17 protein-coding genes, 9 tRNA genes, 2 rRNA genes and 3 pseudogenes are annotated in these 25,270 nt (G+C 34.2%); 26 read left to right on the top strand and 5 right to left on the bottom strand.

Going from position 1 to position 25,270, the window contains the following annotated elements; genetic code table 11:
- The 22 genes from D2K40_RS11440 to D2K40_RS11545 form a co-directional block, all read left to right on the top strand.
- Nucleotides 1-127, top strand: a 23S ribosomal RNA gene (locus tag D2K40_RS11440); the annotation flags it as partial.
- A gap of 66 nt (nucleotides 128-193) precedes the next feature.
- Nucleotides 194-309, top strand: a 5S ribosomal RNA gene (rrf, locus tag D2K40_RS11445).
- A gap of 64 nt (nucleotides 310-373) precedes the next feature.
- Nucleotides 374-448: transfer RNA gene (locus D2K40_RS11450), tRNA-Asn, on the top strand.
- A gap of 4 nt (nucleotides 449-452) precedes the next feature.
- Nucleotides 453-524, top strand: a tRNA-Thr gene (locus D2K40_RS11455).
- Between the two features lie 19 nt (nucleotides 525-543).
- A tRNA-Glu gene (locus D2K40_RS11460) sits at nucleotides 544-618 on the top strand.
- Nucleotides 619-621: 3 nt separating this feature from the next.
- Nucleotides 622-697: transfer RNA gene (locus D2K40_RS11465), tRNA-Val, on the top strand.
- Between the two features lie 3 nt (nucleotides 698-700).
- Nucleotides 701-776 (top strand) — tRNA-Thr (locus D2K40_RS11470).
- A gap of 9 nt (nucleotides 777-785) precedes the next feature.
- Nucleotides 786-871: transfer RNA gene (locus tag D2K40_RS11475), tRNA-Tyr, on the top strand.
- Between the two features lie 53 nt (nucleotides 872-924).
- Nucleotides 925-999: transfer RNA gene (locus tag D2K40_RS11480), tRNA-Gln, on the top strand.
- Nucleotides 1,000-1,005: 6 nt separating this feature from the next.
- Nucleotides 1,006-1,078 (top strand) — tRNA-Lys (locus tag D2K40_RS11485).
- A gap of 48 nt (nucleotides 1,079-1,126) precedes the next feature.
- Nucleotides 1,127-1,202, top strand: a tRNA-Ala gene (locus D2K40_RS11490).
- Between the two features lie 234 nt (nucleotides 1,203-1,436).
- Nucleotides 1,437-2,000 (top strand): RNA polymerase sigma factor SigW, encoded by a 564-nt coding sequence (gene sigW / locus D2K40_RS11495; RefSeq protein ID WP_117156069.1) that lies wholly within the window; start codon nucleotides 1,437-1,439, stop codon nucleotides 1,998-2,000.
- A gap of 15 nt (nucleotides 2,001-2,015) precedes the next feature.
- Nucleotides 2,016-2,627 carry an anti-sigma factor family protein gene (locus D2K40_RS11500; protein ID WP_117156071.1) on the top strand — a complete coding sequence of 204 codons (612 nt, stop codon included), beginning with the start codon at nucleotides 2,016-2,018 and terminating at the stop codon, nucleotides 2,625-2,627.
- A 217-nt stretch (nucleotides 2,628-2,844) separates the two neighbouring features.
- A complete protein-coding gene (gene cdaA / locus D2K40_RS11505) occupies nucleotides 2,845-3,669 on the top strand; it encodes a diadenylate cyclase CdaA (RefSeq protein WP_117156073.1) in 825 nt (274 codons plus the stop codon).
- Nucleotides 3,662-4,903, top strand: coding sequence for a CdaR family protein (locus tag D2K40_RS11510; RefSeq protein ID WP_117156075.1), 1,242 nt, complete (start codon nucleotides 3,662-3,664; stop codon nucleotides 4,901-4,903). Before cdaA ends, D2K40_RS11510 begins: the two co-directional genes overlap by 8 nt.
- A gap of 119 nt (nucleotides 4,904-5,022) precedes the next feature.
- Nucleotides 5,023-6,369, top strand: a complete 1,347-nt coding sequence (gene glmM, locus D2K40_RS11515) for a phosphoglucosamine mutase (protein ID WP_117156077.1) — start codon at nucleotides 5,023-5,025, stop codon at nucleotides 6,367-6,369.
- 584 nt (nucleotides 6,370-6,953) lie between these two features.
- Nucleotides 6,954-8,756 (top strand): glutamine--fructose-6-phosphate transaminase (isomerizing), encoded by a 1,803-nt coding sequence (gene glmS / locus D2K40_RS11520; protein WP_117156079.1) that lies wholly within the window; start codon nucleotides 6,954-6,956, stop codon nucleotides 8,754-8,756.
- Nucleotides 8,757-9,012: 256 nt separating this feature from the next.
- A complete protein-coding gene (locus tag D2K40_RS11525) occupies nucleotides 9,013-9,765 on the top strand; it encodes a TnsA endonuclease N-terminal domain-containing protein (protein ID WP_162879200.1) in 753 nt (250 codons plus the stop codon).
- The gene (locus D2K40_RS11530) at nucleotides 9,762-11,861 is read left to right on the top strand and encodes a Mu transposase C-terminal domain-containing protein (RefSeq protein WP_117156083.1); all 2,100 of its coding nucleotides are present in this window, start codon (nucleotides 9,762-9,764) and stop codon (nucleotides 11,859-11,861) included. The genes D2K40_RS11525 and D2K40_RS11530 overlap by 4 nt, the downstream gene beginning before the upstream one ends.
- Nucleotides 11,851-12,783, top strand: coding sequence for a TniB family NTP-binding protein (locus D2K40_RS11535; protein ID WP_117156085.1), 933 nt, complete (start codon nucleotides 11,851-11,853; stop codon nucleotides 12,781-12,783). The genes D2K40_RS11530 and D2K40_RS11535 overlap by 11 nt, the downstream gene beginning before the upstream one ends.
- A 227-nt stretch (nucleotides 12,784-13,010) precedes the next feature.
- Nucleotides 13,011-14,822, top strand: a complete 1,812-nt coding sequence (locus D2K40_RS11540) for a TniQ family protein (protein WP_117156087.1) — start codon at nucleotides 13,011-13,013, stop codon at nucleotides 14,820-14,822.
- A 3-nt stretch (nucleotides 14,823-14,825) separates the two neighbouring features.
- Entirely contained in the window at nucleotides 14,826-16,895 is a 2,070-nt protein-coding gene (locus D2K40_RS11545) for a TniQ family protein (protein ID WP_162879201.1), read from the top strand.
- A 284-nt stretch (nucleotides 16,896-17,179) separates the two neighbouring features.
- Here D2K40_RS11545 and D2K40_RS11550 read toward each other — a convergent pair whose 3' ends face one another.
- Nucleotides 17,180-18,445 carry a hypothetical protein gene (locus D2K40_RS11550; protein WP_117156091.1) on the bottom strand — a complete coding sequence of 422 codons (1,266 nt, stop codon included), beginning with the start codon at nucleotides 18,443-18,445 and terminating at the stop codon, nucleotides 17,180-17,182.
- Nucleotides 18,446-19,295: 850 nt separating this feature from the next.
- On the opposite strand from D2K40_RS11550, the pseudogene D2K40_RS16865 reads away from it, so the two are divergent.
- From D2K40_RS16865 to D2K40_RS11565, 3 genes and pseudogenes are all read left to right on the top strand, one after another.
- Nucleotides 19,296-19,530 (top strand): annotated as a pseudogene (locus D2K40_RS16865) (HNH endonuclease signature motif containing protein); the annotation flags it as partial.
- Between the two features lie 317 nt (nucleotides 19,531-19,847).
- On the top strand, nucleotides 19,848-20,381 hold the full coding sequence (locus tag D2K40_RS11560; RefSeq protein ID WP_117156093.1) for an RNA polymerase sigma factor: 534 nt from the start codon (nucleotides 19,848-19,850) through the stop codon (nucleotides 20,379-20,381).
- Nucleotides 20,365-21,012, top strand: a complete 648-nt coding sequence (locus tag D2K40_RS11565) for a hypothetical protein (RefSeq protein ID WP_117156095.1) — start codon at nucleotides 20,365-20,367, stop codon at nucleotides 21,010-21,012. The genes D2K40_RS11560 and D2K40_RS11565 overlap by 17 nt, the downstream gene beginning before the upstream one ends.
- A 680-nt stretch (nucleotides 21,013-21,692) precedes the next feature.
- Here D2K40_RS11565 and D2K40_RS11570 read toward each other — a convergent pair.
- From D2K40_RS11570 to D2K40_RS16840, 3 genes are all read right to left on the bottom strand, one after another.
- Complete coding sequence (locus D2K40_RS11570; protein ID WP_117156097.1) at nucleotides 21,693-22,478, bottom strand: peptidoglycan-binding protein; 786 nt, start codon at nucleotides 22,476-22,478, stop codon at nucleotides 21,693-21,695.
- Between the two features lie 10 nt (nucleotides 22,479-22,488).
- On the bottom strand, nucleotides 22,489-23,022 hold the full coding sequence (locus tag D2K40_RS11575; protein ID WP_117156099.1) for a hypothetical protein: 534 nt from the start codon (nucleotides 23,020-23,022) through the stop codon (nucleotides 22,489-22,491).
- Nucleotides 23,023-23,450: 428 nt separating this feature from the next.
- Complete coding sequence (locus D2K40_RS16840; RefSeq protein ID WP_117156101.1) at nucleotides 23,451-23,606, bottom strand: IS3 family transposase; 156 nt, start codon at nucleotides 23,604-23,606, stop codon at nucleotides 23,451-23,453.
- Between the two features lie 310 nt (nucleotides 23,607-23,916).
- On the opposite strand from D2K40_RS16840, the pseudogene D2K40_RS11585 reads away from it, so the two are divergent.
- Nucleotides 23,917-24,057: pseudogene (locus D2K40_RS11585) on the top strand (IS3 family transposase); the annotation flags it as partial.
- Nucleotides 24,058-24,838: 781 nt separating this feature from the next.
- Here the strand turns inward: D2K40_RS11585 and D2K40_RS11590 are convergent.
- Nucleotides 24,839-25,261, bottom strand: a pseudogene (locus tag D2K40_RS11590) (sugar O-acetyltransferase); the annotation flags it as partial.
- Nucleotides 25,262-25,270 lie beyond the last annotated feature (9 nt).

The raw sequence follows: 25,270 nt of genomic DNA on the forward strand, positions 1-25,270 counted from the left end.
CCCTCAAGATGAGACTTCTCATCATTTAGAGTAAGATCCCTCAGAGACGATGAGGTTGATAGGTTCGAGGTGGAAGCGTGGTGACACGTGTAGCTGACGAATACTAATAGATCGAGGACTTAACTATAATATTTATGTTGTCTTGTTGTACTTCTTATCTAGTTTTGAAGGTACAAACCTTCAAAAACCTTGATTTAGTGACAATAGCGAAGAGGTCACACCTGTTCCCATGCCGAACACAGTAGTTAAGCTCTTCAGCGCCCATGGTAGTTGGGGCTTTGCCCCTGCGAGAGTAGGACGTCGCTAAGCTGGTTTAAGAAAGTTTAAAAATAGCTTTGTGAAGCAGTAAGATATTTGCTTAGTCTAATATTGTTCCACAGTAGCTCAGTGGTAGAGCTATCGGCTGTTAACCGATCGGTCGTAGGTTCGAATCCTACCTGTGGAGCCATTATGCTTCCATAGCTCAGCGGTAGAGCACTTCCATGGTAAGGAAGGGGTCGCCGGTTCAAGTCCGGCTGGAAGCTCTGTAGCAAATTATAAACTGGCCCGTTGGTCAAGCGGTTAAGACACCGCCCTTTCACGGCGGTAACACGGGTTCGAATCCCGTACGGGTCACCATATGGAGGATTAGCTCAGCTGGGAGAGCACCTGCCTTACAAGCAGGGGGTCGCAGGTTCGAGCCCTGCATCCTCCACCATAAGCCGGCCTAGCTCAATTGGTAGAGCAACTGACTTGTAATCAGTAGGTTGGGGGTTCAAGTCCTCTGGCCGGCACCATTTTTAAATGGAGGGATAGCGAAGTTGGCCAAACGCGGCGGACTGTAAATCCGCTCCCATCGGGTTCGTAGGTTCGAGTCCTACTCCCTCCACCATTTTTTTAATAGAAGTTAATTTATCTAGCAGTGTATAATCACTGTTATTTTATTGGGCTATAGCCAAGCGGTAAGGCAACGGTTTTTGGTATCGTCATGCGCTGGTTCGAATCCAGCTAGCCCAGCCATTTTTTGAGCCATTAGCTCAGCCGGTAGAGCATCTGACTTTTAATCAGAGGGTCGAAGGTTCAAGTCCTTCATGGCTCATCAAGTAACATAAAAAGTGGATTTCATACATGTTTTCCACCTTTTCCTGGGGCCTTAGCTCAGCTGGGAGAGCGCCTGCTTTGCACGCAGGAGGTCAGCGGTTCGATCCCGCTAGGCTCCACCATACATATAATAACAAAAGGATTGAACGTTAATTTAATGTTTAATCCTTTTTTTTGTATTTTAGCAAGGGGTTAAAATGGAAGATAATATTTTAATTGTTAAATATGAAAAAATTTAAAATAAATGGAAAAATCTATTGTACACTTTTAAAAAAACTTTATAATAAAAAATGAAACCATTTAAGTAATTGGTTCGTACATAAATTAACCGCAATTATAGCGGAGGTATTTAGAAAATGGATGAAAAAATTAGACTGAAAATAAGACAAGTGAAAAAGGGAGATCAGTCCGCGTTTGAAGATGTGGTTACCTTTTATCAAGATAAGGTGTATCAAATTTGTTATCGAATGGTTGGTAATGCGTATGAAGCTGAAGATTTAGCGCAAGAAGCCTTTATTCGTGCTTATGTTAACATACACTCTTTTGATGATAAACGTAAATTTTCAACGTGGTTGTTTCGCATCGCTACCAATTTGACTATCGATCGAATTCGTAAAAAGAAACCTGATTACTTTCTAGATGCCGAAGTTCGAGGGACTGATGGATTAGATATGTATTCCCAATTAGCTAATGAGAACCCTTTACCTGAGGAGGAATTGGAGAGTTTAGAATTGCAATCTTATATTCAACAGCAAATTATGAGCTTGCCAACAAAATATAGAAGTATAATTGCATTACGGTTTGTTGATGAAAGGTCGCTTGCTGAGATAAGTGAAATTTTAAATATTCCAATTGGAACAGTAAAGACTAGAATTCATCGGGGAAGGGAAGCACTTCGTAAAAAGCTTCGGGATGTATAAAGGGGTGTGTGATCTATGAGTTGTAATAAAGAAATTATAAAGTTGATGCATAAATATTTAGACGAAGAACTGTCAATTACAGAAGAGAAAAAATTACGCTCACATTTACAATCATGTCAAGGTTGTCAAGACCACTTTCGTGAGTTAACACGTACTGTTGCTTTATTGAAAAGTTCAAGTAACATGCAACCTTCTACAAGTTTTACAGCAAATGTGATGTCCAATTTACCTAAAGAAAAGAAACACTTAAGTTATATAAGGTGGTTTAAATCACATTCATTTATAACTGCTGCAGCAATTTTTTTCTTGTTTATGTTAGGGAGTATATTTTCAATATGGGATGAAGATGGACAATTATCGGTCTCAAAGGATCATAATGTAATTATAAACGACTATACTGTAATTGTTCCTGAAGGTGTTATAATTGATGGAGATTTAGTTGTAAAAAATGGTGATTTGAAAATAGATGGGGCAGTCAATGGCAATGTTACTCTGATAAATGGTGAACACTTAATGGCATCTGCTGGTAATATTAGTGGTGAGATTGAACAGGTTAATCAAGTTTTTGAGTGGATGTGGTATCACTTAAAGAGGATAGGAAAAAGTGTGTTTGATTTAACGAATTAGATAGCTAAGCTTAAAAAAGAGTAATGGTACTATATTGTCACCGTTACTCTTTTTTTGAGAATTAAGTAGTAAATAATATTTATTACAGCTTCACTTTTATAAAATTTGAAGTGGAGAATATAAAGCAATATTAACTGATTGGAAATTATGATATAATAACTAAAGTGATTATTTTACAGATGGGAAGAAAAATTCATGGACAGAAGGAAGTGTAATCATGCTTGATGGGGGATTGGATTTGTTTAATCTATTACGTATAGGAGTAGATATTGCCCTTATCTGGTATGTTTTGTATAAACTTACTATGCTCATAAGAGGGACAAAAGCAATTCAGTTATTAAAGGGGATTTTTGTAGTATTAGGTATATATCTTATTAGTTATTTATTTAATCTACAGACGGTTCAGGTACTTATTGAACAAGTGATTGTTTGGGGTCCACTTGCAATTATTATCTTATTCCAACCTGAATTACGAAGGGCACTTGAGCAAATTGGTAGAGGGAGTTTCTTTACTAGAAATAGAAACTCTGAAGAAGAGATATTAAATCAATCAATTGAGGCAATTGTCAAGTCATGTAATTATATGGCTAAACGCCGAATTGGTGCTTTGATTACAATTGAGCGGGACACGAATATGGGAGACTTTATTGAAACAGGTATTCCAATTCACGGCCAATTAACAAATCAATTATTAACAAATATATTTATACCGAATACACCACTACATGATGGAGCAGTTATTATTAAACAGAATGAAATTGTTGCTGCTGCTTGTTACTTACCGCTATCTGAAAGTCCATTTATTTCTAAAGAACTAGGTACGCGTCATAGAGCAGCATTGGGTATTAGTGAGGTAACTGATGCGCTGACAATAACTGTTTCTGAGGAAACTGGTCAAATTTCTTGTGCCAAAAATGGTAAGTTACATAGAGATTTAGATCAAGATAAGTTAATGGATATTCTAAAGAATGATCTAGAAAGTTATTTTATGAAAGCCCCTATGTTAAAAAGTTGGAACTGGAGGGGGAAGAAAAATGAATGATTGGCTAAACAACCCCTGGGTCATCCGAATTATTACTTTGTTTTTGGCTATATTAATTTTCATGGTAGTAACATTTGATAATCAAGATAATCAAGCTGATGATGTAGGTTTTGAATTCCCTTTTAGCAGCTCACAGGAAACACAGGTAGTGGAGGATGTACTAGTAAATATCGAGATAGACAGAGATAGATATGTAGTAAGTGGTGTTCCGAAAAGTGTTTCTGTCACTTTAGAAGGAACCGTCAGTATTGTACAATCAACAGCTACACAACAGAATTTTGATGTGTTTATTGACTTAGAAGATTTTGGTCCAGGAACCTATACCGTTCCTTTACAGTATGATGGAATCTCTGATCGTCTAGATGTCAGTGTTGACCCAAGTGAAATTGAAGTGACAATAGAAGAACGCTCAGACGTAGAATTTGAGGTTAAAGCAGATTATATTAACGAAGATAAATTGGAAGCTGGCTATGAGTTAACTGAAGCTTCAATTGATCCTTCTACAGTTGTAATAACAAGTTCTAAGGGTGTGACCGATAGGATTGCTGTTGTCAAAGCTGTAGTAGATGTGGAAGGAATAGGTGAATCGCTCGAAATAGAAGATGTTCCGGTTCGTGTATATGATAGTGAAGGTAATGAATTAAATGTCCGTGTAGAACCGTCCACAGTGGATGTTACTGTGAACGTTGACAATCCAAATGAAAATATCCCGGTAGAAGTTGATACAATAGGACAACTACCGGATAATATAAGAATGGTATCCATTTCTGCTGAAACAGAAGAAGTACAAGTCTTTGCTGCACAATCAGAGCTGGATGATATATCGGAGATTATGACTGAAGCTATTGATCTATCAGAAATTACGGAAGACACCACTGTGGAAGTTGGACTTAACTCCCCAGAGAATGTTCGGCTTATTGAACCATCAACGGTCACAGTTAACATAGATGTAGAGCAAACAATTGAAGAAACTATTGAAAGTGTTGCAATAACAACCGAAAATTTGGACAATTCCTATACTGCTAGTTTTGTAACTCCATTTGATGGAGAAGTTGACGTAAGTGTGAAAGGCTTCGAGTCAGACATAGAGGATATCGGGTTAGAAGACTTTCAACTAACGATAGATGCATCTGGATTGGAGCCAGGAGAACATCAAGTTCCAATCTCTGTTACTAGTCCGAGTGATTTAAATGCTGTTCCATCAGTTGAAATTGCAACTATACGTATTGAATAAGACTAAATGTGTAAAAATAGTAAGTAAATGTGATTATATTTAATTAGTAAATTAAGAAAATATTAGATCGATAAATTAGATGTCTAGATTTTAACTAGGAAACAAAGGAGAGGTACATTATGGGCAAATATTTCGGAACAGACGGGGTGAGAGGAATTGCGAATCAGCAATTGACTCCTGAATTAGCATTTAAGCTGGGCCGACTCGGAGGATATGTACTAACCAAAGAAACTACAAAACCGAAAGTATTAATAGGTCGTGACACAAGAATCTCAGGAAATATGTTAGAAGGAGCGCTAACTGCTGGCCTACTATCAATTGGTGCTGAAGTAATGCGATTAGGAGTTATCACAACACCTGGTGTTGCTTACCTAACGAAAGCTACGAGTGCAGAGGCTGGTGTAATGATTTCAGCTTCACATAATCCAGTAGAAGATAACGGTATTAAGTTTTTCGGGCCAGATGGGTTTAAATTAACAGATGCACAAGAAAAGGAAATTGAAGCATTGTTAGATGAAAAAACAGATGATCTACCACGACCAATTGGAGCAGATATAGGACAAAGTAACGATTATTTTGAAGGTGGACAAAAATACATTCAATATTTAAAACAAACGGTTGATAATGACTTTGAAGGCCTACATATCGCATTAGATTGTGCGCACGGTTCGACATCATCTTTAGCAACACACCTTTTTGCAGATTTAGAAGCAGATATCTCTACCATCGGTGCCTCACCAGATGGATTAAATATTAATGATGGGGTTGGATCAACACATCCAGAAACACTGCAAGCTTTTGTAATAGATAAACAAGCAGATATAGGTCTTGCTTTTGACGGTGATGGCGATCGGTTAATTGCTGTAGACGAATTAGGTCAAATAGTTGATGGCGATCAAATCATGTATATTTGTGCAAAGCATATGAATGATAAAGGATTATTGCGTCATTCAACGGTTGTTTCTACGATAATGAGTAATATAGGTTTCTATAAAGCAGTTGAAGCACAAGGGATGAAGAGTGATAAAACAGCTGTTGGTGACCGTTATGTTATGGAAGAAATGCGCAAGGGTGACTATAATCTAGGTGGAGAACAATCTGGACATATTATATTCCTGGATTATATAACAACAGGTGATGGTATGCTATCAGCTCTACAACTTGTTAATGTAATGAAAGAGACAGGGAAAAAACTATCTGAATTAGCAGGAGAGATGGAAAAATTCCCGCAAGTTTTAAAAAATGTAAAAGTAATTGATAAGCATCAGGCACTTGTTCATCCTCGCATTCAAGAAGTAATAGAAAAAGTGGATGCTGAAATGGGGGACAATGGTCGTGTACTTGTGCGACCGTCTGGAACGGAATCACTTGTACGTGTCATGGTTGAAGCCCCAACATTGGAAAGATGTAATGAAGCAGTTGACGAAGTAGTTAATGTGATAGACGAATTATTAGGAATGAAATAAAAATAAAAGTGGTGCTTCTAATGAAGCATCACTTTTTTAGTAGGTATGAAAGCAGATGATCATCATATACTTATCCCGATTAACGGACAGTTATCCCCCTCGCTTATTAAAGTTTCATCTTATGACACCTACTTTTATTCACCCCTGTTAAGATAATGACATATGGTGAAGTACCGAGGAAATCAATGAAACCACTTGAAAATGGAAATTCAATTAAAAAAGGATTGCTAGATGGTATGTTCTCGGGTAAAATAGAAAGAGTCCTTATTCAGTAAGGACATTTATTCAAGAATGGAAAGGTGGGGAGAAGTCACTAGTAGTAAAAGCGCCAGGGCTATTTTTCGAGCGGTGAAAAATAGTTGACGAGGTGGAGGTTTATCGAATTAGTTCGGCGGATGCCTCCCGGTTGCACACATCTCCAACCGAAAAATTTTTATTCGAAAACAAAGAGGCGACTTTTTGAACAAGAATAAAAACCTGATGATGATAAAAAATCACGAGAAAGGGGCAAATGGACGCCCCTAAAATCAATTATAGATATAGGTATCGTTTGTTTGCCTCTTTCCTTTAGGAGGAAACAAAATATGTGTGGAATTGTAGGATATATTGGACAGAATGATACGAATGAAGTTTTATTAAACGGCTTAGAAAAATTAGAATATCGTGGGTACGATTCAGCAGGAATTGCAACGCTAAATGATGATGGATTGAATCTGTTTAAAGTAAAAGGTCGTATCGCTGTATTACGTGAAAAAGTAGATAAAAACGTAAAAGCAACAATGGGAATAGGCCATACCCGCTGGGCGACACATGGGGAACCGAGTGAAGATAATGCCCATCCGCACCAAAGCGCGTCTGGAAGATTCACACTTGTTCATAATGGCGTTATCGAGAACTATTACGAACTTCGTGATGAGTATTTAAATGATGTAGCATTAGTAAGTGAAACAGACACGGAAATTGTTGTACAGTTAATGGAAATCTTATTTAACAAATACAATGATGTAGCAGAAGCGTTTCGCCAAACGGTTGCTTTATTAAAAGGCTCTTACGCAATTGCTTTAATTGATGCCGAAAATCAGGAAACGATTTACGTGGCAAAAAATAAAAGTCCATTATTAGTTGGTCTTGGTGATGGTTTTAATTTAGTTGCAAGTGATGCGATGGCAACATTAAGAGAAACAGATCGCTATCTTGAAATTAATGATAAAGAAATTGTTATTGTGAACCGCGATTTCGTTGAGATTCAAAAACTTGATGGAGCAGCAGTAGAGCGCGAACCGTTTACTGCAGAAATCGATGCTACCGATACTGAAAAAGGCACCTATGATCACTTTATGTTAAAAGAAATTGATGAGCAGCCTTTTGTAATAAGAAAAATCATTCAAGAATACCAAGATGAAAATGATAATATCAAATTAGACCCAGCTGTTCGCCAAGCAATGATGCGTTCAGATCGTATTTATATTATTGCAGCTGGAACTAGTTATAATGCTGGTTTAGTAGGAAAGCAATTTATTGAAAAGATAGCTGATATCCCTGTTGAAGTGCATATTGCAAGTGAATTCTCGTACAACATGCCACTTTTATCTAAAAAACCACTATTTATCTTTATTTCGCAAAGTGGTGAAACTGCAGATAGTCGTTCTGTATTAGTTCGCATTAAAGATTTAGGTCATCCGGCGCTAACGATTACAAATGTTCCGGGATCTACCCTTTCTCGTGAAGCAGATTATACATTACGCTTACATGCAGGCCCTGAAATAGCAGTAGCATCAACAAAAGCTTACACCGCACAAATTGCTGTATTGTTTATTTTGGCTGTAGATATAGCACAAGCAAAGAAATTAAATTTAGATTTTGATCCATTACAAGAATTAGGTATTGTATCTAGTGTAATGGAATCATTAACAGATCAAAAAGAAGAATATGAAAAAATTGCAAAAGAATTTTTTACAGACACACGTAATGCATTTTTTATTGGACGTGGAGTAGACTATTTCGTCGTGCAAGAAGCAGCATTGAAGTTAAAAGAAATCTCATATATTCAAGCAGAAGGATTTGCTGGTGGAGAATTGAAGCATGGGACAATAGCTTTAATTGAAGAAGGTACGCCTGTTATTGCCATTTCAACACAAGAGAATGTTAATTATTCAATCCGCGGTAATGTTCAGGAAGTTGCTGCACGTGGTGCAAAAACTTGTATTTTAAGTATAAAGGGATTAGAACAAGACAGTGATACAGTTGTATTACCACATGTGCATGAACTTCTAACACCACTAATTAGTGTGGTACCAATGCAATTACTTGCTTACTATGCAGCATTACACCGTGATTGTGACGTAGATAAGCCGCGTAACTTAGCTAAGAGTGTTACTGTGGAGTAAAGGTGAGTTTGTAGTTTTTTTAAAATGTGAATTTTAATATAATTTGTCACAATCTTGAACATAATTTGTCATAGAATTTTAATATAAAATGTCATAGATCAGTAATAGCTTAAACTTTGCTATTACTGACTTTTTAGTTTGTCATGAAAATAATTTGTAATATTATCAAGATGAAATAGACAAGCTATTATAAACAATGATAACATGAAATTAATCTTAATATAAAATGTCATTTCTTGTAGTGAGGAGGGTGACTTTGGATTGGTCAAAGAAAACATGGGGAACAGAGGACTCTGAATTTGCTCCAAAGCGCGAAATAAGTAATAAGGGCAGTAAATATTTTCATCATTTAAGTGGTTATTTTTATAGTCCAAAAATGAAAAGGCAGGTTGGATATGAATCTCTATGGGGAGAGTGTTTATTTTACTATTACTTGGAGTTGGATCGGTTAACTATCAGATATTATGAACAACCCGTAGAAGTACCTATTGTGGTTTCTGGTAGTAAACAAGTTGTAGATTCTTGGCTGCATGTTCCAGATGTACTTGTTTTCAGGCAAAAATCTAAGCCACATTTATTTCAAATAAAAGGATCGGACGAAGAAATTGAAGCACCCAAGATGAACACTATAAACAAGTTCTGTAAAGCTTATGCACTTTCTAGAGGATGGGAGTATAGCTTAGTTTATCCTAAATTAATACCTGAAGTGGTGAAATCTAATGTATTGTTTCTTTGGAATTATATTAAGGAAAGAAGAAATTTCTCACTATGGATCCCTGAAATAACACAAAAGTTGCACTACTTAGATAAAGTGTCAGTTATATATTTGGCAAGAAGTTTTTCAGGAAGGACTGACTTCAGAATAATTTTACCTATCATTTACCACTTGATTGCAACTGGTCATTTTTATACTGATTTCTTAGTACCTATAAATGAAAAAAGTGTGATTTCTCTAGGAGATTTTTCTGGTCAGTTATTAGAATTTTTTGAACTGGAGGGGAACTCATGAGGGTTTGTCAATTAAAAATAGGAGATGAATTTTCTTATTATGGTGTGAAATACTCAGTGTTTTCTATAGACCCCCCTATGGTCTCTATTCTTCGGATTGATGGTGATAATCAGGTGAGAAATGTTACGTTTCTTTCTTTAGTGACGGATTCAAGTTTTAGTCCAGAGAATTCATTAAAGAAAAGAATTGATGATCATAATGAAAAAAATGCAAAAAAACAACGTGCTTTCTTAGATAGTCTACCTGAAAGTAAACGAGAAGAGGTTACCAAACGTTTTGAAATGATAAAACCAGTATTGCTATATGAAAAAAGTAGGGCCGGGGACTTTGTTTCGAGTGTAACTTTTAATCAAATCTATAAAGGATATCTTCAAAGCGGAGAAACGGTGTCAGATATATCTAAAGAAGAGCTATTACAGAGAATATCTAATAAATATGGCAAGTCAGTAAGACAGCTGAAAAGATATTTAGCTGCCTATCACCAACAAGAGAATGAATATCCTAATCATGGACTGGACGGTCTAATCCGTAAGAATGAAATGCATAAAAATCAAAGAACAGACGAAAATGCAATTGAAATATGCCACCCAAAGAAAAAGGAAATCGTTCTTGATGTTATTTATACAAGATTGGACAAAATGTATGTTCCAATAATGAAAAGTGCTATTGAACAACATTATCTTACGAAAAGGAAAATAAGTATTGCAAACCTCCATGAAATCATAGAGGTAATGTGTTATAACGAAGGACTTGAGCCAATCGACTACAATACAGTCTATTACCTTATTAAAAAGAAATTAAATCCCATGATTAAAGAGGTTTTAAGGAAGGGGATAGACGCTGCTAGTGAATTTCTCCCAACAACAAGAGGTTTCTCAGATGTTGCAAAGGCACCGTTACATATTGTAGAGATTGATCATACTCAATTAGATATCGATGTAATTGATGGAAAAAGCGGGGTGAATCTAGGAAGACCCTGGATTACAATGGGCATAGATGTTTTTACAAGAATGATTTGGTGTATGCATATTTCGACTGATGCACCATCTGCAGATAAAGTTAGAAAAGGTATCCAACACGGGATCTTTTTTAAAAACACAAAGGAACAGTATAATACCTTAAATGAATGGGATATATTTGGCATACCAAGAATCATTTATGTGGATAACGGTAAAGAATTTAAGAACGCAGAAGTAAAAAGAATGATTGAGGAAACATTGCAATCTCAGGTCATGTACCGTCCTATTGCAACACCAAGATATGGTGCAATAATAGAAAGGGTTTTTGGAACTATCAATAAAAAATTTATCCATCGATTAGCTGGGACAAGGAAAAGTAATCCGACAGATCTGGGTGAATATAATGCGGAAAAAGAAGCTATTTTTACGTTAGAAAATATCCAAGAGTTACTTACAACTTATATAACGGATGTTTATCATCATGACAATCACTTGGGTTTACCATTGGAATATCCGACACCTTCTGCAAGATACTATCATGCATTGGAAGTTATGGGATATCCAGAATTTGTACCAGTTGAGGAAGAGCCATTCTATCGAATGGAGCTATTACCAACAACTAAAAAAAGTTATACGAGAGATGGAATAAGACTTGATAATATTTATTACGCTTCGCAAGAGACTTCAAAGCTTATCAGTAAACAAAAAAACAAACACAAAATTAAATATGATGTTGATGATATTTCAAGAATATACGTATTGGATCCATCATTAAGTGAATATATTGAAGTGCCATCCCACAACCCACCTGCCAATGAAATTGAGAGAATGAGTAAAAAAATCTATAAATTGCTTCTCAAAGAATTACGTACACAAGGAAAACTTAATACGCATCAAATTCCAGGGTCTAGAGATATTGTAAAAGGAAAAGCATTGTTGGAAGAAAAAATGAGTAAAATGATTAAATCAAATAAAAGCGTTAGACAAAAAGCCTTGAAGGCTGGATTCTCTCTTAACTCGGGAGAGTTACCTAAAGAAAAGAAAGTTTCTACACAAACTAACAATAAGTTAGAAATTTTACGTGAACAATTAAATGATGAAAAACAAAAAAAGATGAGTGATCAAAATGACTTATAATAAATACAAGGCTTTTCAAAAAAGAATTATAAACTTATATATTGAGCACCCAGAGATAAAACGTATTTGGGATATGTTAGATTCACGGCGAATGTTTAGAACCATGGGGGTTGAAGAAGGTAATGATGATTCGCCAGTGCATTTATTTATTAAAGGGAAATCTCGCGTTGGTAAGACTCAAATGATGAAAAAATACGTAAAACTATCCGATAGATATGTTCATGTTGAGGAAGATGGTACAGAAATTGACGTTGTTCCAGTGGCATATATGGATTTACCCACCCCTTTTACCTTGGCGGGTTTTTATAATCAGATTATTACAAAAGGATTGGGGGCACCTAGATCACCAGGTAGACCTTTGGTAGAGGAATTAAAGTATAGAGCCTTTGAATTGTTAAAAAGGCAACAGGTAGAAATGTTAATCATTGATGAATTAGATTACCTTCTAGCTTCAACCTATGTCAATAAAAAACAAGCAATGGAGCAAATCAAAAATGTTGCAAATGAAACAGATATTTGTCTTGTTTGTGTTGGTACACCCGCTATTGAGGAATTACGTATATTAAATGATCAACATATTGGCAGATATCCTCCGACAACTATTCCATGGTTTAAGGAATGTGATGAGGACTTTTTAAATTTACTTAAGGACATAGAAGGTAAACTGGCACCAGAAGTAGAATTAGGGTTAGGAAATAGTAATAGTGCATATCCTTATATATTACACGAATTAAGCGGAGGTCTTATTGGTTGGCTTAAGCCAATTCTTCGTGAAGCTTTTATGTTAATCGGAGTGTTTGATCCTAGTTTTAATGATTTTTCGATTTTAAACAGATTGAATGGAGATGTCCTTTTACAAGCTAGAGATAATGTAATTGGAGAATTACAGGAACAAGAATTAAATAAATTTTTGGAAAAGTAGTGTTCAGTCATGAGTGTCATTCTACTCATTTTGTACTTTTGATAAAAAGTGCAGTGCTTCAACAGGTGAAAATGGACTTTTACCTTATAATAATTAAAAAATCTAGAAGATTGTATAAGTCAATGTCTTATCATAAATAAGCGAGTAGGTTGAATGAATTTAGCAAAAGAATAATCTGAATTTATTAAGACAAAATAGTAAAAATACTAACATCTAGGAGTAGGTAAATGAAGTATGAAATTTTTACTATAAGATTGAATCCTTTCAAAGGAGAAAGCCTTACAGGTTTTTTGATTCGTTTAGCAAATGTTAACGGGATGAATTTAATCCAACTGATCAAAATGATTAGTGATCGAACAACCCACTATTTTCAAAAGGAAGATAAGTTGTTATTAGATTTTAACCCCAGTAGTGTTATTAATTGCAACACCTTATCCAACTTTACTTGCAAAGACAGAGACCGAATATTTTTATGTTCCTTTTATTTTGTACTTAAACGGTTCTGTGGTGACAGAAAAATAGAGCATGCAAGAATAATGGCTGGAATGATAAGAGAAGATTTTTACTATTGCCCTTTGTGTATTAGGGAAGAAAAGCATCACAAACTTCTTTGGAGAATCAAAAGAATAAATTATTGTATTATTCATAATACCAAAATGATTGAATGCTGCAGGAATTGCAACAGGAAAATCAAATATAAAGATATGATAAATATAAATAGTTGTCCCTATTGCAATCACACTTTTTGTAGTCTAAGTATGGAGACCGTTTCCGATGAGGAATTAGAAGAGCAAAAATCGTTGTGGAGTACGTGGGAGTTCTTAGTGAAGTTAACGGACAGTTATAATCCACCCACTGAACTTGCAATGAAGATGTTATACGTTTTAAATGAAAGCGATATCTTTGATAAGAAAAAAATAGAATGCAATCTAAATGATAAGGGGAAATATTCAACCTTGTTACAGCATGCCAGGGGTTCACTTTCTCAGTTTCGGGCGCTCCACCTAGATTTCATTTTGAATATAGTATTTGAATTCGATATATCAATACAAGACCTTCTCAATATCCAGGTTCCCGAATGTTTCAGAAGTCAAATAGTAACTAAGACTCCTCTGAAGAATAATACGGTTGCTTGTTTAGCCCCTTGGTGTCAGTCCTTTGGTGAAGAGGGATCACTAGTGAAGTCAGGTACTTCCGTTAAGATTAAAAAAAATGGGAGAATTAATAAATACTATTTATTTTGCAATTCGTGTGGTTGTGAATACGCGTTTGATGAAAATAATAAGTTACTGGAAAGAACTTATTTTATAAAATGTTATAATGAAGTAAAAAGCTTGTCCGATGAAATACATCTTAGAAACTTGGAGATAAAAACAGGATTGTCTATGGAACAAATTAAAAGATGCTTTGCTTATTATCGGACCCGCGACGTCCTAAGTTGGGACATTATAGGAGAAGAAGTAATAGTACAGCCAAGCACACTTAATGATATTATAATGGCGTTAAAACAAAAAGAAAAATTAAATATTATTAAGAAATGGAACTGTTTTAAAAATTATACAGAGTATCTGACCTATAGATACCATCAAGACATAGTGACCATTTTACAACATAAGTATTCAAAACATAAAAAAGTTAAGCAAGAGGTAAGGAACATAGAAAAAGTTAATGAAATTTTGAAAGAAATGTTTACTAAAGATGAGAGTATCACGATTTTATCTGTTTGTACGAAGGCAGGTATTAGTCCTGAAACAGCTAGATTATGGGGGTGGAATACGTTTATAGCGCATGATAAGAAAAACCAAAAGTTGAAGAGAGAGTTAGACAGAAAAAATGAATGTTATCAATTGGTGGATGAACTTTTAGAAAGAAGCAACAGAAGAATAACATCCGAAGAAATATATCGTCATTTAGGTGTAGGTAGAACAGTACTATGGCGATTTGCCCCGGAAGTTACATCCTATATCACCAATAGGTTAAAAGGTCATAATAAATTCACAGGAGAGGACATGTGGAATTATCATACAAAGGGGGAGTAAATGTTGGAGAACATAATAGAGAATAAATTTACGGTTCGACCTAAGCCGTTGGAAGGAGAATCACTAACGGGGTATTTTATGAGATTAGCAAAAAATAATTACTTATCTTTAGATGAATTCTTTTATATTGTAAAGAGTGACTATAAGAAATCAAGCCGTCAGCTACACATAACTGACACTCTCCCTGAAAAAGTAATGAATATAGAGCTACTAAAAAAAATATTAAAGTGTTGTTCTAGCGATATTGAAAAAATGAGTTTTACTAATGTCTTTTATCTCTTTTTTAATGACAAAGAAGAGGCATTATCCAATTACCGTTCCGTCATGCCTGAGATGATTGAAAAAGAGAAAAGAAAATTCTGTAGTTATTGTCTTGAAGAGACAGGTACTTATAAATTAGTTTGGCAATTAAAAGATATTCAAGTATGTGACATTCATCAAATTAAATTACAATCTAAATGTCCAAGCTGCTCTAATGAGCAACCGTATGTATCATTAGAGTTAGCAAACTATTCCTGTCACTTTTGTCATTCCCCACTTACAACTCCTTCAATAGATACAACATATAGTGATATAGCTTTAATAAATGATCAATTACAAAAATATCAGGATTGGAACTTTTTAATGACTAGTGACATAACCCTCTCATTTGAAAATATTCCTGGGCTTCATAAAGAAAAACAACTAGCAATCTCTTTTATTTACTTATTTACAGGTAAAGAGAATACTTTTGACATGAAAACAATACCTAAGACAGAAAGATCGTATATTAGAGGGTTATTACGATTTTTAAATAATGGCGGTTCTAGATTAAAAGTTACTTTGCGAAGATTATTTAGGTTGATAGAGCATAGTAAAACAAGTATGAGAGAGTTTTCAGAAATGAGAGTTCCTGAAAGTTTTATAAAATCTTTAAAACTAACCCCATATAAAAAGGAAGTAGGGCCATGCCTTTGTTCATGGTGTAAATCAAACAAAAGTGATAAATCAATAAAAGAATTAACGAACATAGAGGGTAATAATAGTTACAAGTTTGTACAGGTTTCATATTCTAAAATATCTGTATGCTTAGACTGCTTTACAAGACATGGATATAACGATCAGAACAAATGGGTATCTATTAAAATGGGTAAAAATACTATTGGTGTAAATGTAGAACTAGCTGAGAAAATACTTTATCTATTTAAAGCAGGGTTATTGTTTACACAAGTTAAAGGCAATGTAAATGTTTCTAGGTTTTCATGCTATTACGCAGTTGCTTATCTTGTTAATCAAGGAGCTATTCCTTTACAATACTATATGCAAAAAGATGTTATTAAGCCAAAGGAATTAGTAGAGTGTTTCAAAAAACTAGTATCTTCATATGGCGAAAAACGACAAAAAGCAAAAGAATTATTTAACTGGACTGCTAAGGAATATTATTATTTTCTTACTACAAAGGAAGTCCAAACTTTTCTTCTAATGGAATCATACCGAATTAAAAAGCTCTCCCGAATAGGGTCTTCAAGTAATTGGAGGAAAAAGGTAAGCAGGGAGCTTAAGAAACAGGTTCAGGCTGAAACAAAAATTACGATAAAAGGGGTTGCAAATGCTTTAGGCTGTAGTTTGAAGGGATTACAAACCAATAATTTAAGAGGTATGATAGTTGCTGCAAGAGAACAACAAAAACAATTGTATATTAAAAGCTTTACCGATAAGACCAAGAAGAATGTTAAAAAATATTTAGATGGTAAACTGGATTTATTAGAGGAAATTTCAAGTGTTAAGGAAATTTACATATGCGTTGAAAAGAATGAGAATTGGGTAAGAAGAAATATTCCGGAACTGCATAACTGGATCGTTAATAAGAAAAGAGAGGTAAATATAATAATTAAGAAAAGATCCCAGATTAATTATAAAAGAGCTATTGAAGAAGCAGTAGATTTTCATATAGCTAATGGAATAGAACCTACATTTGAACGGGTTCTAAATCACATCGGTTTTAATATGGGTATCCTACAAAAGCGCCCAATAATTAGGGACATGATAATGGAGGCTAGGACAAAGCTAGGAACCATCCAAAAACAAAGGTAATCACACGAACAAATAAGATGATTACAGCTAATGAAATGTACCATTCTTGATACATATTTACCACTAAATTATAAATAATGTACCAATGAATGTCGACTGTTTACCATGTCATGAGGGACTCCTCTTAAAAAAAGAAATCTAAGTATTGACAATACGTTTTTAGCAATACTTAGATTTCTAGCTTATTGAACCTTATCGACAGAGATTGCTAAATCTAGAACCAATACTTAGCTTATTAGCTATTTAAAACATATCCCAAATAATAACCTTTCTATTATTAAGAATTAGTTATCGTTAATATGCAGAGTTTGTTTTTGTGTGAAATTATATTTAATTTGAAAATCTTTCTCAATATCAATATCTATTTCGCTGTTAGTATAAAAACGAGCATCGGATTCTTTTATTCTATACTCCATGCCTGTTTCACTAGTGAATTTTGAAGGAAGCCAAGCTCTTGTTCCACCACCATCCCAAACCCAAGAGGAATAAGTATGTCCATTTGCCCCTCCAGTATTGATATCAATCGTACCACCAGGAGAAAAAGTCCAATTAACTGAAGGGCCTTGTAGTCCTAAACTTACATTTATATTTCCCCAGGAGTTATTTGTATTCTGTGGTGAGGCTTCCAATACAACACCTTGGTCTGTGTAAGATAGGTAATTTCTAGTATAAACATTATCATTTTCGTAGCCATTATTATACAAATAATCACCGCTTGTTATAATGTCAGATGTCGCAAACCAGTAGTAATTATAACTGCTGTCGGCATCAGTTTGTCTATATAATTTCCCTGTACGTTGATACTTTAGCAAAGTGGTTCCGTCTGGATTTTTTGCATAATTATAAAAACTATAGCTTTTTATAATCGATGATCCAGATGGAGTACTTGTTAAAGCATAGGTACGCTGTGGACCAAAAGCAATGCTTGATTTATTGCCACCCACCTCATGAAAATTGTTCCCAGCATCCTTAATGATATCATTAATCAACTCATTTATTTCATTCTGTGAGTTTCCAGTTGGAATAACAGTAGTATGAGGAACTAAATCTATCATACTGATTCCAATAACATCGAAGGTTACAGTATTAAATTCTTCACCCTCAACCTGGCTGTTTAATCTCGTTTCGATATATTTATCTGTCTCATGCGATTCTTCAGATATATTTTTTTCAATTACATTAGCTTCTCCTATAAAAAGTTCTGCTGGATTTTCAAACCCTAAAGAAGTAAATATATCGGATTCTTTCATATCTTTTCCATACATAAGAATATGCTTACCACTTAAAATAGCAGCTTTTAGTTGTTTTTTAACAACTAAGTCATTTAAAAATGACTTATTAGCCAAGATAACATCATAATTATTTAAATTAATATTTTTGATATTTTTAATATCTTCTTTAACAACTGTTCCAATATTATAAGAAATTTCGCTTCCAACCGAGGACAACTTTAAGACCTTGGCTTCTTTTTCACTTGCTAATGTTGGTAAATTAATGAATGTTGTAACGAATAATACTAATGTGATTACAATATAAAATATTTTTTTCATTATCTACTTCTCCTCTCAATTATAAAGCTCTTTTTAGTTAATTACTAAACTCCTTCCAGACCCATTAAATTAATTAATAGATTCATACCCTATAATCCTTATACAAATCTAATTAATTTATAAATCTTAAGTAAAATAATACCACATTTATAGTTTTTTGTTATAATTTTAACAAAATTTTAAAAAAATGGGAGATATTTAATATAATATAATACCTGTAGTAAGGAAACTTAAAAAAGAGTGTTTTATCTACTGTTTTATTATTTACTAGAATTTCAAGATTATGGGGAGTAGGGATAACATGAGTAAATAATATTTACAACTACAGAGATAAAGTCACTTCAACAAAATCCAAATGTGCAACGTGTCAGTGAACGATCTTGACGAAGGGTTAAATAAACAAAAAGAACACGTTAATACAGAAAATGATACAGACTATAATAAATTTGAAGTTGAATTAGTACAACCATATCGCGGTGACACAATTTCTGTGATATATCAGGGCAACCGTCAATGTATAAGATTTTTGCTGGCAGATAGTTCTGAGACATCTCATGCGTATCTATGCGAACAATCATATAGATGAGAAGCAAAATAATTAACAAGAAATTCGGCAGTAAATTCCAAAAAGATTGAATTAGAATTTGATATTGATCCAAATAGGGATAAATATGGTCGATTATTGGTATGTTTACGTTGATAGAGAAATGATACAGGCAGACTTATTAACGAAAAGTCTTACTAGAGTAGCTTTTGTTTACCCACCGAACTCTCATTGAAAATTATGTTAAAATGGATTTCACCCGGAACTTAGGACTTAAAAATAACAATGACACTCTAATAAAATTACCCAAATCGGACAATTGAATATAACGACAATCGAATAAGTGAATTTATCGCTCAGTGGAGTAGAACTAGGTCTAAATGACTGGCATTGTCACCATAAGAATCCGTATCATCTTTCAAAAGATGATTCATTCTCTAATCTAGTAATACTGCATGAATCGGTCCACAGAATAGTACACATGAAAGACAATGATAAAATTATAGCATTAATAAAAATCTTAAATCTTTCCAAAAAGTAAATAGAAAAACTTAACGAACTTCGATTACAGTGTCATAATAAAGCAGTTTGAATGAATTGGATTAGTTGGAACGCTTATGCGGTGAAAGTCGCATGTACGGTGTGAACCGGGGGAAAAGGGAGATAACTTCTAACCCATACCTATCCGTATGAAGAAACGATTACAAATTATGAGTTGAAATTTTATTAAAGTGTAAACAAAAATCTTGAGTGAAAACACTAAGGATTTTATTGTTCAAATGGAGGTTTTATCTATATAGTGTAACATTTGCATTTGAACTACGTCTAAATATTGAATGTATAAAAGGAGGCTCGATTGTGACAAGTGAAAAACAAAGAGAAGCAGATATTTGTGAATGTTATGAGAGGTACGGGGATGCTATTTTCAAATACATACTCGTAATGATACAAGATTATCAACAAGCAGAGGATTTGACTCAGGAAACATTTCTTAAAGCCTACAGTTTCTATGACACCTTTAACCATAAATCATCGAAAAAAACATGGCTGTTTAGTGTGGCTCGTAATACTACTATCGATTATATAAGGAGAAGAAAACCTCTGTGGTTAATCAAAGAATTATTAATTTTAAGAAAAGAAGAAGCACCCTTACCTGAAGAGTTAGTGATAATAAAGGAAGATGTACAGGACCTTTATCAAGTATTAGGGAAAATGAAATCCAAACATAAAGAAGTCATTATACTTAGAAAAATCAAAGGATTCACCATAAGAGAAACAGCCGAAATATTAGATTGGTCAGAAGGAAAAGTTCGAACAACCTTATTTCGAGCAATGTCAGAACTTCAAACTCGACTAATTAAGGAGGGATTTGTAAATGAAAAGACTATTTGATAACGAGTGGGATAACAGCAATAGTTTGAAAACAATGGATGACAATATGTATTGGGACCATAGTCGAAAACAACAATTGGGTGATTCGATTAGAAAAGAAATTCGTAAAACTTATCACATTAAAAAAATCCAAAGGAATATGGTTTATTTAACAAGCTTGGCTGTATTTGTAACCATTCTATTCATCGGTTATCAATCAATTGCTTCATATATTGCCAATCATAATGCTGATGATTCTCATGAATTTATAGCAAGTACAGAAAATGAGAACCAGGCAACAACCAATCAAATTGAAGAAAAAAATAGTGAAATTGCCAAATTAACAGAAGAGTTGGAAGAAGAAAAAAAGAAAGTAGAAGAACTTCAGAAAACATTAGAAGAATCCGAGCATCCATATTACGTGAATGAAGACCCCGAGGTTCGTTCAGAAGATAACGAAAGACTAAGTTCCTATGCGTTTATCATCAAAGGTATCGCTAATCGTATAGCGCATATTGATGGACTTATGAAAGAAGGTCAATATAACGAACAACAACTTGACATATTGAAAAGAGAACGAGAATATGTTTGGCAACTGTGGAATGACTGGAAAGATAAGCAAAAAGAATTGATGGATAAAGTGGAGAATTAGTTAGGCTTGGATTGCTTATGAATTAAGAAAGGCATTTAGTTCATTCTTTTTAATGCTAAGCCTTCTTTAGATGATGGGCGAGCATTAGTTGACAGAACAATAAATTTCAGGAGGATAGATAAATATGAGTGAACCCTTAAGAATCTACATCGGACTAATAATAGTCATTCCGTTGTGTTTCTAACAAAGGTATTGGTAAGAGATTCTGGAGGACTAAGTGCCGTTCTATGTTTTTTTTCTTTAATTTCAACCCATTTAGTTGTTAATAAAATTCAAAGCTCTTTACTATTGGGGAGGATTGTTCAAAAAGGTGAAACAATCATTATACTGATGGCTTTCTTTCTTTCGTCTGGTTGTTGAATCTATTGAAACAATGAAATTACAAGAGCAACAGATTTCCAAAGGATAAATTATACCAGTGTATATGCTAAACTATTCTTGTCCTCCATTGGACATGCCTCCTTCTTTAGTGAGATTTGGTGGTCGGGAAACCAACCTTATCTTACCATGAAGAGAGGCTTTTTTTTACCCCACGCTAGAAGCTCTATGGAACCCCCGGCATAGCCAGGGGTTTTCAAAGACCATAATAAGTAGAATCTCAGCTCAGTGAACTGAGATTCTTTTTAACCTAACAGAGTGTTTGATATCAAGATGATTTGCCTCATAATATTTCTGAAGTGTTACCAAGGTGTATGGTAGTCGCCTTCCATAAGCTCTCTCCAAGTATTTGATCCCACAATACCATCACTGTATAGTCCATGATCTGATTGGAAATTTTCCGCGTCAGAAACATCTCCACTTCCATAATAACCAGATTTATACGGTGAATATCCATGGTAATGCAAAGCCATCTCTAGGGTAAATACATATGGATTTTTGGCGCCACTGTATAGTGTCGGAAACCCTCCAGAAGTAGTTCGAGTATCAGCATGTATTGCTCCTGATTTAGTATAAGCATAAGTAAATCCCCACACTTCCTCAGCACGCCAAGCCCAACTGCCCTCACTTCCACTCGGTACCCGAGGATCTATAGCCATTCCTGATTGATGTTGTGAATATAATGCAGCACTACTACCAATACTTCTATTATGATATGGGTCTCTCATTCCACTAAGTACTGTAATAGGACCCTTTTCATTTCTCATTTTTGTAAAAGCTTCTAAAAATCTTGTCGAAGTAATGACATAATTTGTGTAAAGTTTTTTATTGTTCGAACTCCAGCTTGCGTGTTCACGTACATATAAACCTGTAGTTAATTGATCAGAACCTTTAAGAATTTGTAAAGACCAATTAGATGTTGCTTCATCAAAAATCCATACTTTAAAATCCAAGTTATTTAAATCGCTCCGATAATTTACATATTTAGGATAAGTAGCATTAGTACCATTGTGATGCGCAAACCCTACTGATGAAAATAAAGATATAAAAAGAATAGCAGTTAACATAGTTATAACAATTTTTTTCATAGTCTACCTCCTATTTATGGTTATGGTCTGAATCAACTAAACCATATTGCTCCATCACTTTGACTGTTTCGTTTTTCTTCTCAAGCCATAAGTCAAATAGAGTGTCTCTTTCTTTTACTAGTTGATTTCGTTGTGCTTCTGTAAGATTTCCCTTACTTAATTCCTTTTCTACCTTACGGATATCCTTAGCTACTTTCTTTTCTTCCTTAACGTATGAATTAATTTTCTCTTCTTTTTTATTTTTTGCAGGAAAATTCCACCAATCATCTCTTCTTTCTTTTATATCTTCTGGTTTTCTATTTTCTTTAACTACATCTAATGCAGTTCTACCATTAAGATCTTCAGAATGAGCAATGATTTTTACTCCCTCTTTTTCCATTTTTTCAAGAATAGGTTTATCTATAAATTTTTGATTTTTATCGGTGCTACTTTCTTGTGAAGTTGCATCTTGATTACTTTGGGTGTTGTCTGGGTTTGCTAATACAACTGAAGAAAGTACACTCATTAAAAGTATCGTAGTAATTGATATTATTCTTAGTTTCATATTATTTTAGCTCCTTTATAATTTATTTTTATATGTGAAAGTTGGCCAGAGTCTATCATCAAAAAAAGTTCCATAAAATGCATCTTAACTGTCGATAGACGATGGTCAGGAGACTTTTGGTCTTCTTCCAGCCAAACATCCTGCCTCCAAGCTTCGGTAATGTAACCGTTGTGTTCTTGAAGGATTTTTCTCCCAAGTAATTGAAATAAACTTACATGATGTTCTTAAGGTTCATACGGTAAATCAACATCAATAACAGTGCTCTCGCCTTTGTCCAAAGCTACTGATTCTGATTCTGAAAACTCAGATATTCCTAGTAAAGCCACAAGTATTAATATCGCTGATAAATTCTTTATCTAACCACCTCCCTAAACCAGGTATTATTAAACTTATTATGAAATTTATGTAAATTATATTATACTGGTTTGTCAACAATAAATCAAACAATTTTTTAAGGGTGTGTTTCGATAGGAAACTGGACTTACACAGCCAAGTGTGCCGTGCATTCGTAAATTATTGTAACAATGGACGTAATCAAAAAGTTCAAGGCCGAGCTGTTCAGGGGTGTTAAAGTGCCCTTCCATTTATCAATTCATTTTTAGTATCTTAAATGTTTATTTGGATAAATCCAGTAAAAAGCAAACATAGTTCCATTGCTTTCCTACGCGAACATAGGTTAAATCACTCACTAATACGGACATCGATTCATCGACATCAAAGTTCCTGTCTAACAGATTTTGAACATCTTCATCATTTGGTTGTGTGATCATAGGTTTAAAGGTTGGTTGTGCATAGGGTGACTGCTGGCACGATGTTATTGAGCTAACGAGCAGGCGCGACAAGTTCTGTAATAAGCGTTTCAAGCGTGAAATACAGGGAACTCACTAGATGGATTCACGTGAACAAGCTAAACGAAGCATATTTACTTATATTATGACCTTTTATAATTATAAACGTATTCATTCAGCTATTAATTATATGTCACCATTACAGTATGAGAAAATGTATATTCAACAGTTAAAAACAACTGCATAAGTAGAATTTAATACCCTCTCCATTGACGGAAGGGGAAATGCCCTTCCGTCAATGGAGAGGCCAGCAAGCGAAGCGCGGTAGAAGCTTTAGTGATATTCAACATTTTGTGTGTCCAATTTCTTGACATAGATCCAACCCTTACCAATGATAAAGAAGCAATGAGAAAGGTATTAATGGGAGAAGCTCCTTTAAGTGAACTTACGAAAGATTTACTTTAATGATAATACTTATGCAGTTGTTTAACTTATCGTATAAATTACATGATTTATCAATGTAAAATTAGTAGTTCAAATATTAGATATTACATAACTTATAAAAACTAAACAAATTGTTGTTTCTCCTGAAAAAGGAAAACTGTCACTTGCTCGCTTAGAAAAAGATGTTCTAGAAGAAGCAAAAAAAATTAGTACAAGCCTTGTTTGTAAATAAATGGGTGGGAGTTTGCACATTACACTAGATTTTGTCTGAAAATCAGTTCCAATGAGTATTAGAAGTATATGCAGGTTGTGAATTTTTTGATCAAACTTTTTTACAAATCTACATCTGGTAATTGTCAAACTTCTAAACAACAACATATGACATATTAAGCTAGATATGCTACGATAAATGACATTTAATATCAAAATTTATGACATCTTTAAATGAGGAAAATGTATGTTTTCATAGTGAATTTATGACAAAACATATTAAAATTCACATAAAAAAACAATTTTAAATAAATTTTGACGAAAATAACCTCTTCGGCTGTGAGCCTAATAAGAGGTTATTTTTTTGTTAGTATTTAACTGTAATCAAGTTTTTTTATAATTTTTGCTGGATTACCACCTACTACTACATTCTCTAGCACATCTTTAGTTACTACAGCACCTGATGCGATAACTGCATTATCTCCTACTTTGACACCAGGATTTATTATTGCGCTACCACCAATCCATACATTATCTCCAAAAGTTATTGGTTGAGCGTATTCTTTACCTGAATTTCGTTCAGTTGGATTAAGTGGATGTGTTGCAGTATAAATTTGCGCACCAGGTGCAAGCATACAATTATCTCCAAATCGTACTTCACATACCTCTAAAATGGTGCAGTCAAAGTTGGCAAAAAAGTTTTCACCTACATATGTATTGTATCCATAATCAAAACGTATATTTGGTTCCATATATACGTTCTCTCCAGTTGCACCGAGTAAATCTTTTAGTAATTTCACTTATGT

The organism is Paraliobacillus quinghaiensis (assembly GCF_003426025.1).
Taxonomy (GTDB): domain Bacteria; phylum Bacillota; class Bacilli; order Bacillales; family Amphibacillaceae; genus Paraliobacillus_A; species Paraliobacillus_A quinghaiensis.

Bases quoted from the DNA above. Each gene is read 5' to 3' on its own strand.
- sigW (WP_117156069.1), top strand. From the start codon at position 1,437: ATGGATGAAAAAATTAGACTGAAAATAAGACAAGTGAAAAAGGGAGAT.
- D2K40_RS11500 (WP_117156071.1), top strand. From the start codon at position 2,016: ATGAGTTGTAATAAAGAAATTATAAAGTTGATGCATAAATATTTAGAC.
- cdaA (WP_117156073.1), top strand. From the start codon at position 2,845: ATGCTTGATGGGGGATTGGATTTGTTTAATCTATTACGTATAGGAGTA.
- D2K40_RS11510 (WP_117156075.1), top strand. From the start codon at position 3,662: ATGAATGATTGGCTAAACAACCCCTGGGTCATCCGAATTATTACTTTG.
- glmM (WP_117156077.1), top strand. From the start codon at position 5,023: ATGGGCAAATATTTCGGAACAGACGGGGTGAGAGGAATTGCGAATCAG.
- glmS (WP_117156079.1), top strand. From the start codon at position 6,954: ATGTGTGGAATTGTAGGATATATTGGACAGAATGATACGAATGAAGTT.
- D2K40_RS11530 (WP_117156083.1), top strand. From the start codon at position 9,762: ATGAGGGTTTGTCAATTAAAAATAGGAGATGAATTTTCTTATTATGGT.
- D2K40_RS11535 (WP_117156085.1), top strand. From the start codon at position 11,851: ATGACTTATAATAAATACAAGGCTTTTCAAAAAAGAATTATAAACTTA.
- D2K40_RS11540 (WP_117156087.1), top strand. From the start codon at position 13,011: ATGAAGTATGAAATTTTTACTATAAGATTGAATCCTTTCAAAGGAGAA.
- D2K40_RS11550 (WP_117156091.1), bottom strand. From the start codon at position 18,445: ATGAAAAAAATATTTTATATTGTAATCACATTAGTATTATTCGTTACA.
- D2K40_RS11565 (WP_117156095.1), top strand. From the start codon at position 20,365: ATGAAAAGACTATTTGATAACGAGTGGGATAACAGCAATAGTTTGAAA.
- D2K40_RS11570 (WP_117156097.1), bottom strand. From the start codon at position 22,478: ATGAAAAAAATTGTTATAACTATGTTAACTGCTATTCTTTTTATATCT.
- D2K40_RS11575 (WP_117156099.1), bottom strand. From the start codon at position 23,022: ATGAAACTAAGAATAATATCAATTACTACGATACTTTTAATGAGTGTA.
- D2K40_RS16840 (WP_117156101.1), bottom strand. From the start codon at position 23,606: ATGGAAGGGCACTTTAACACCCCTGAACAGCTCGGCCTTGAACTTTTT.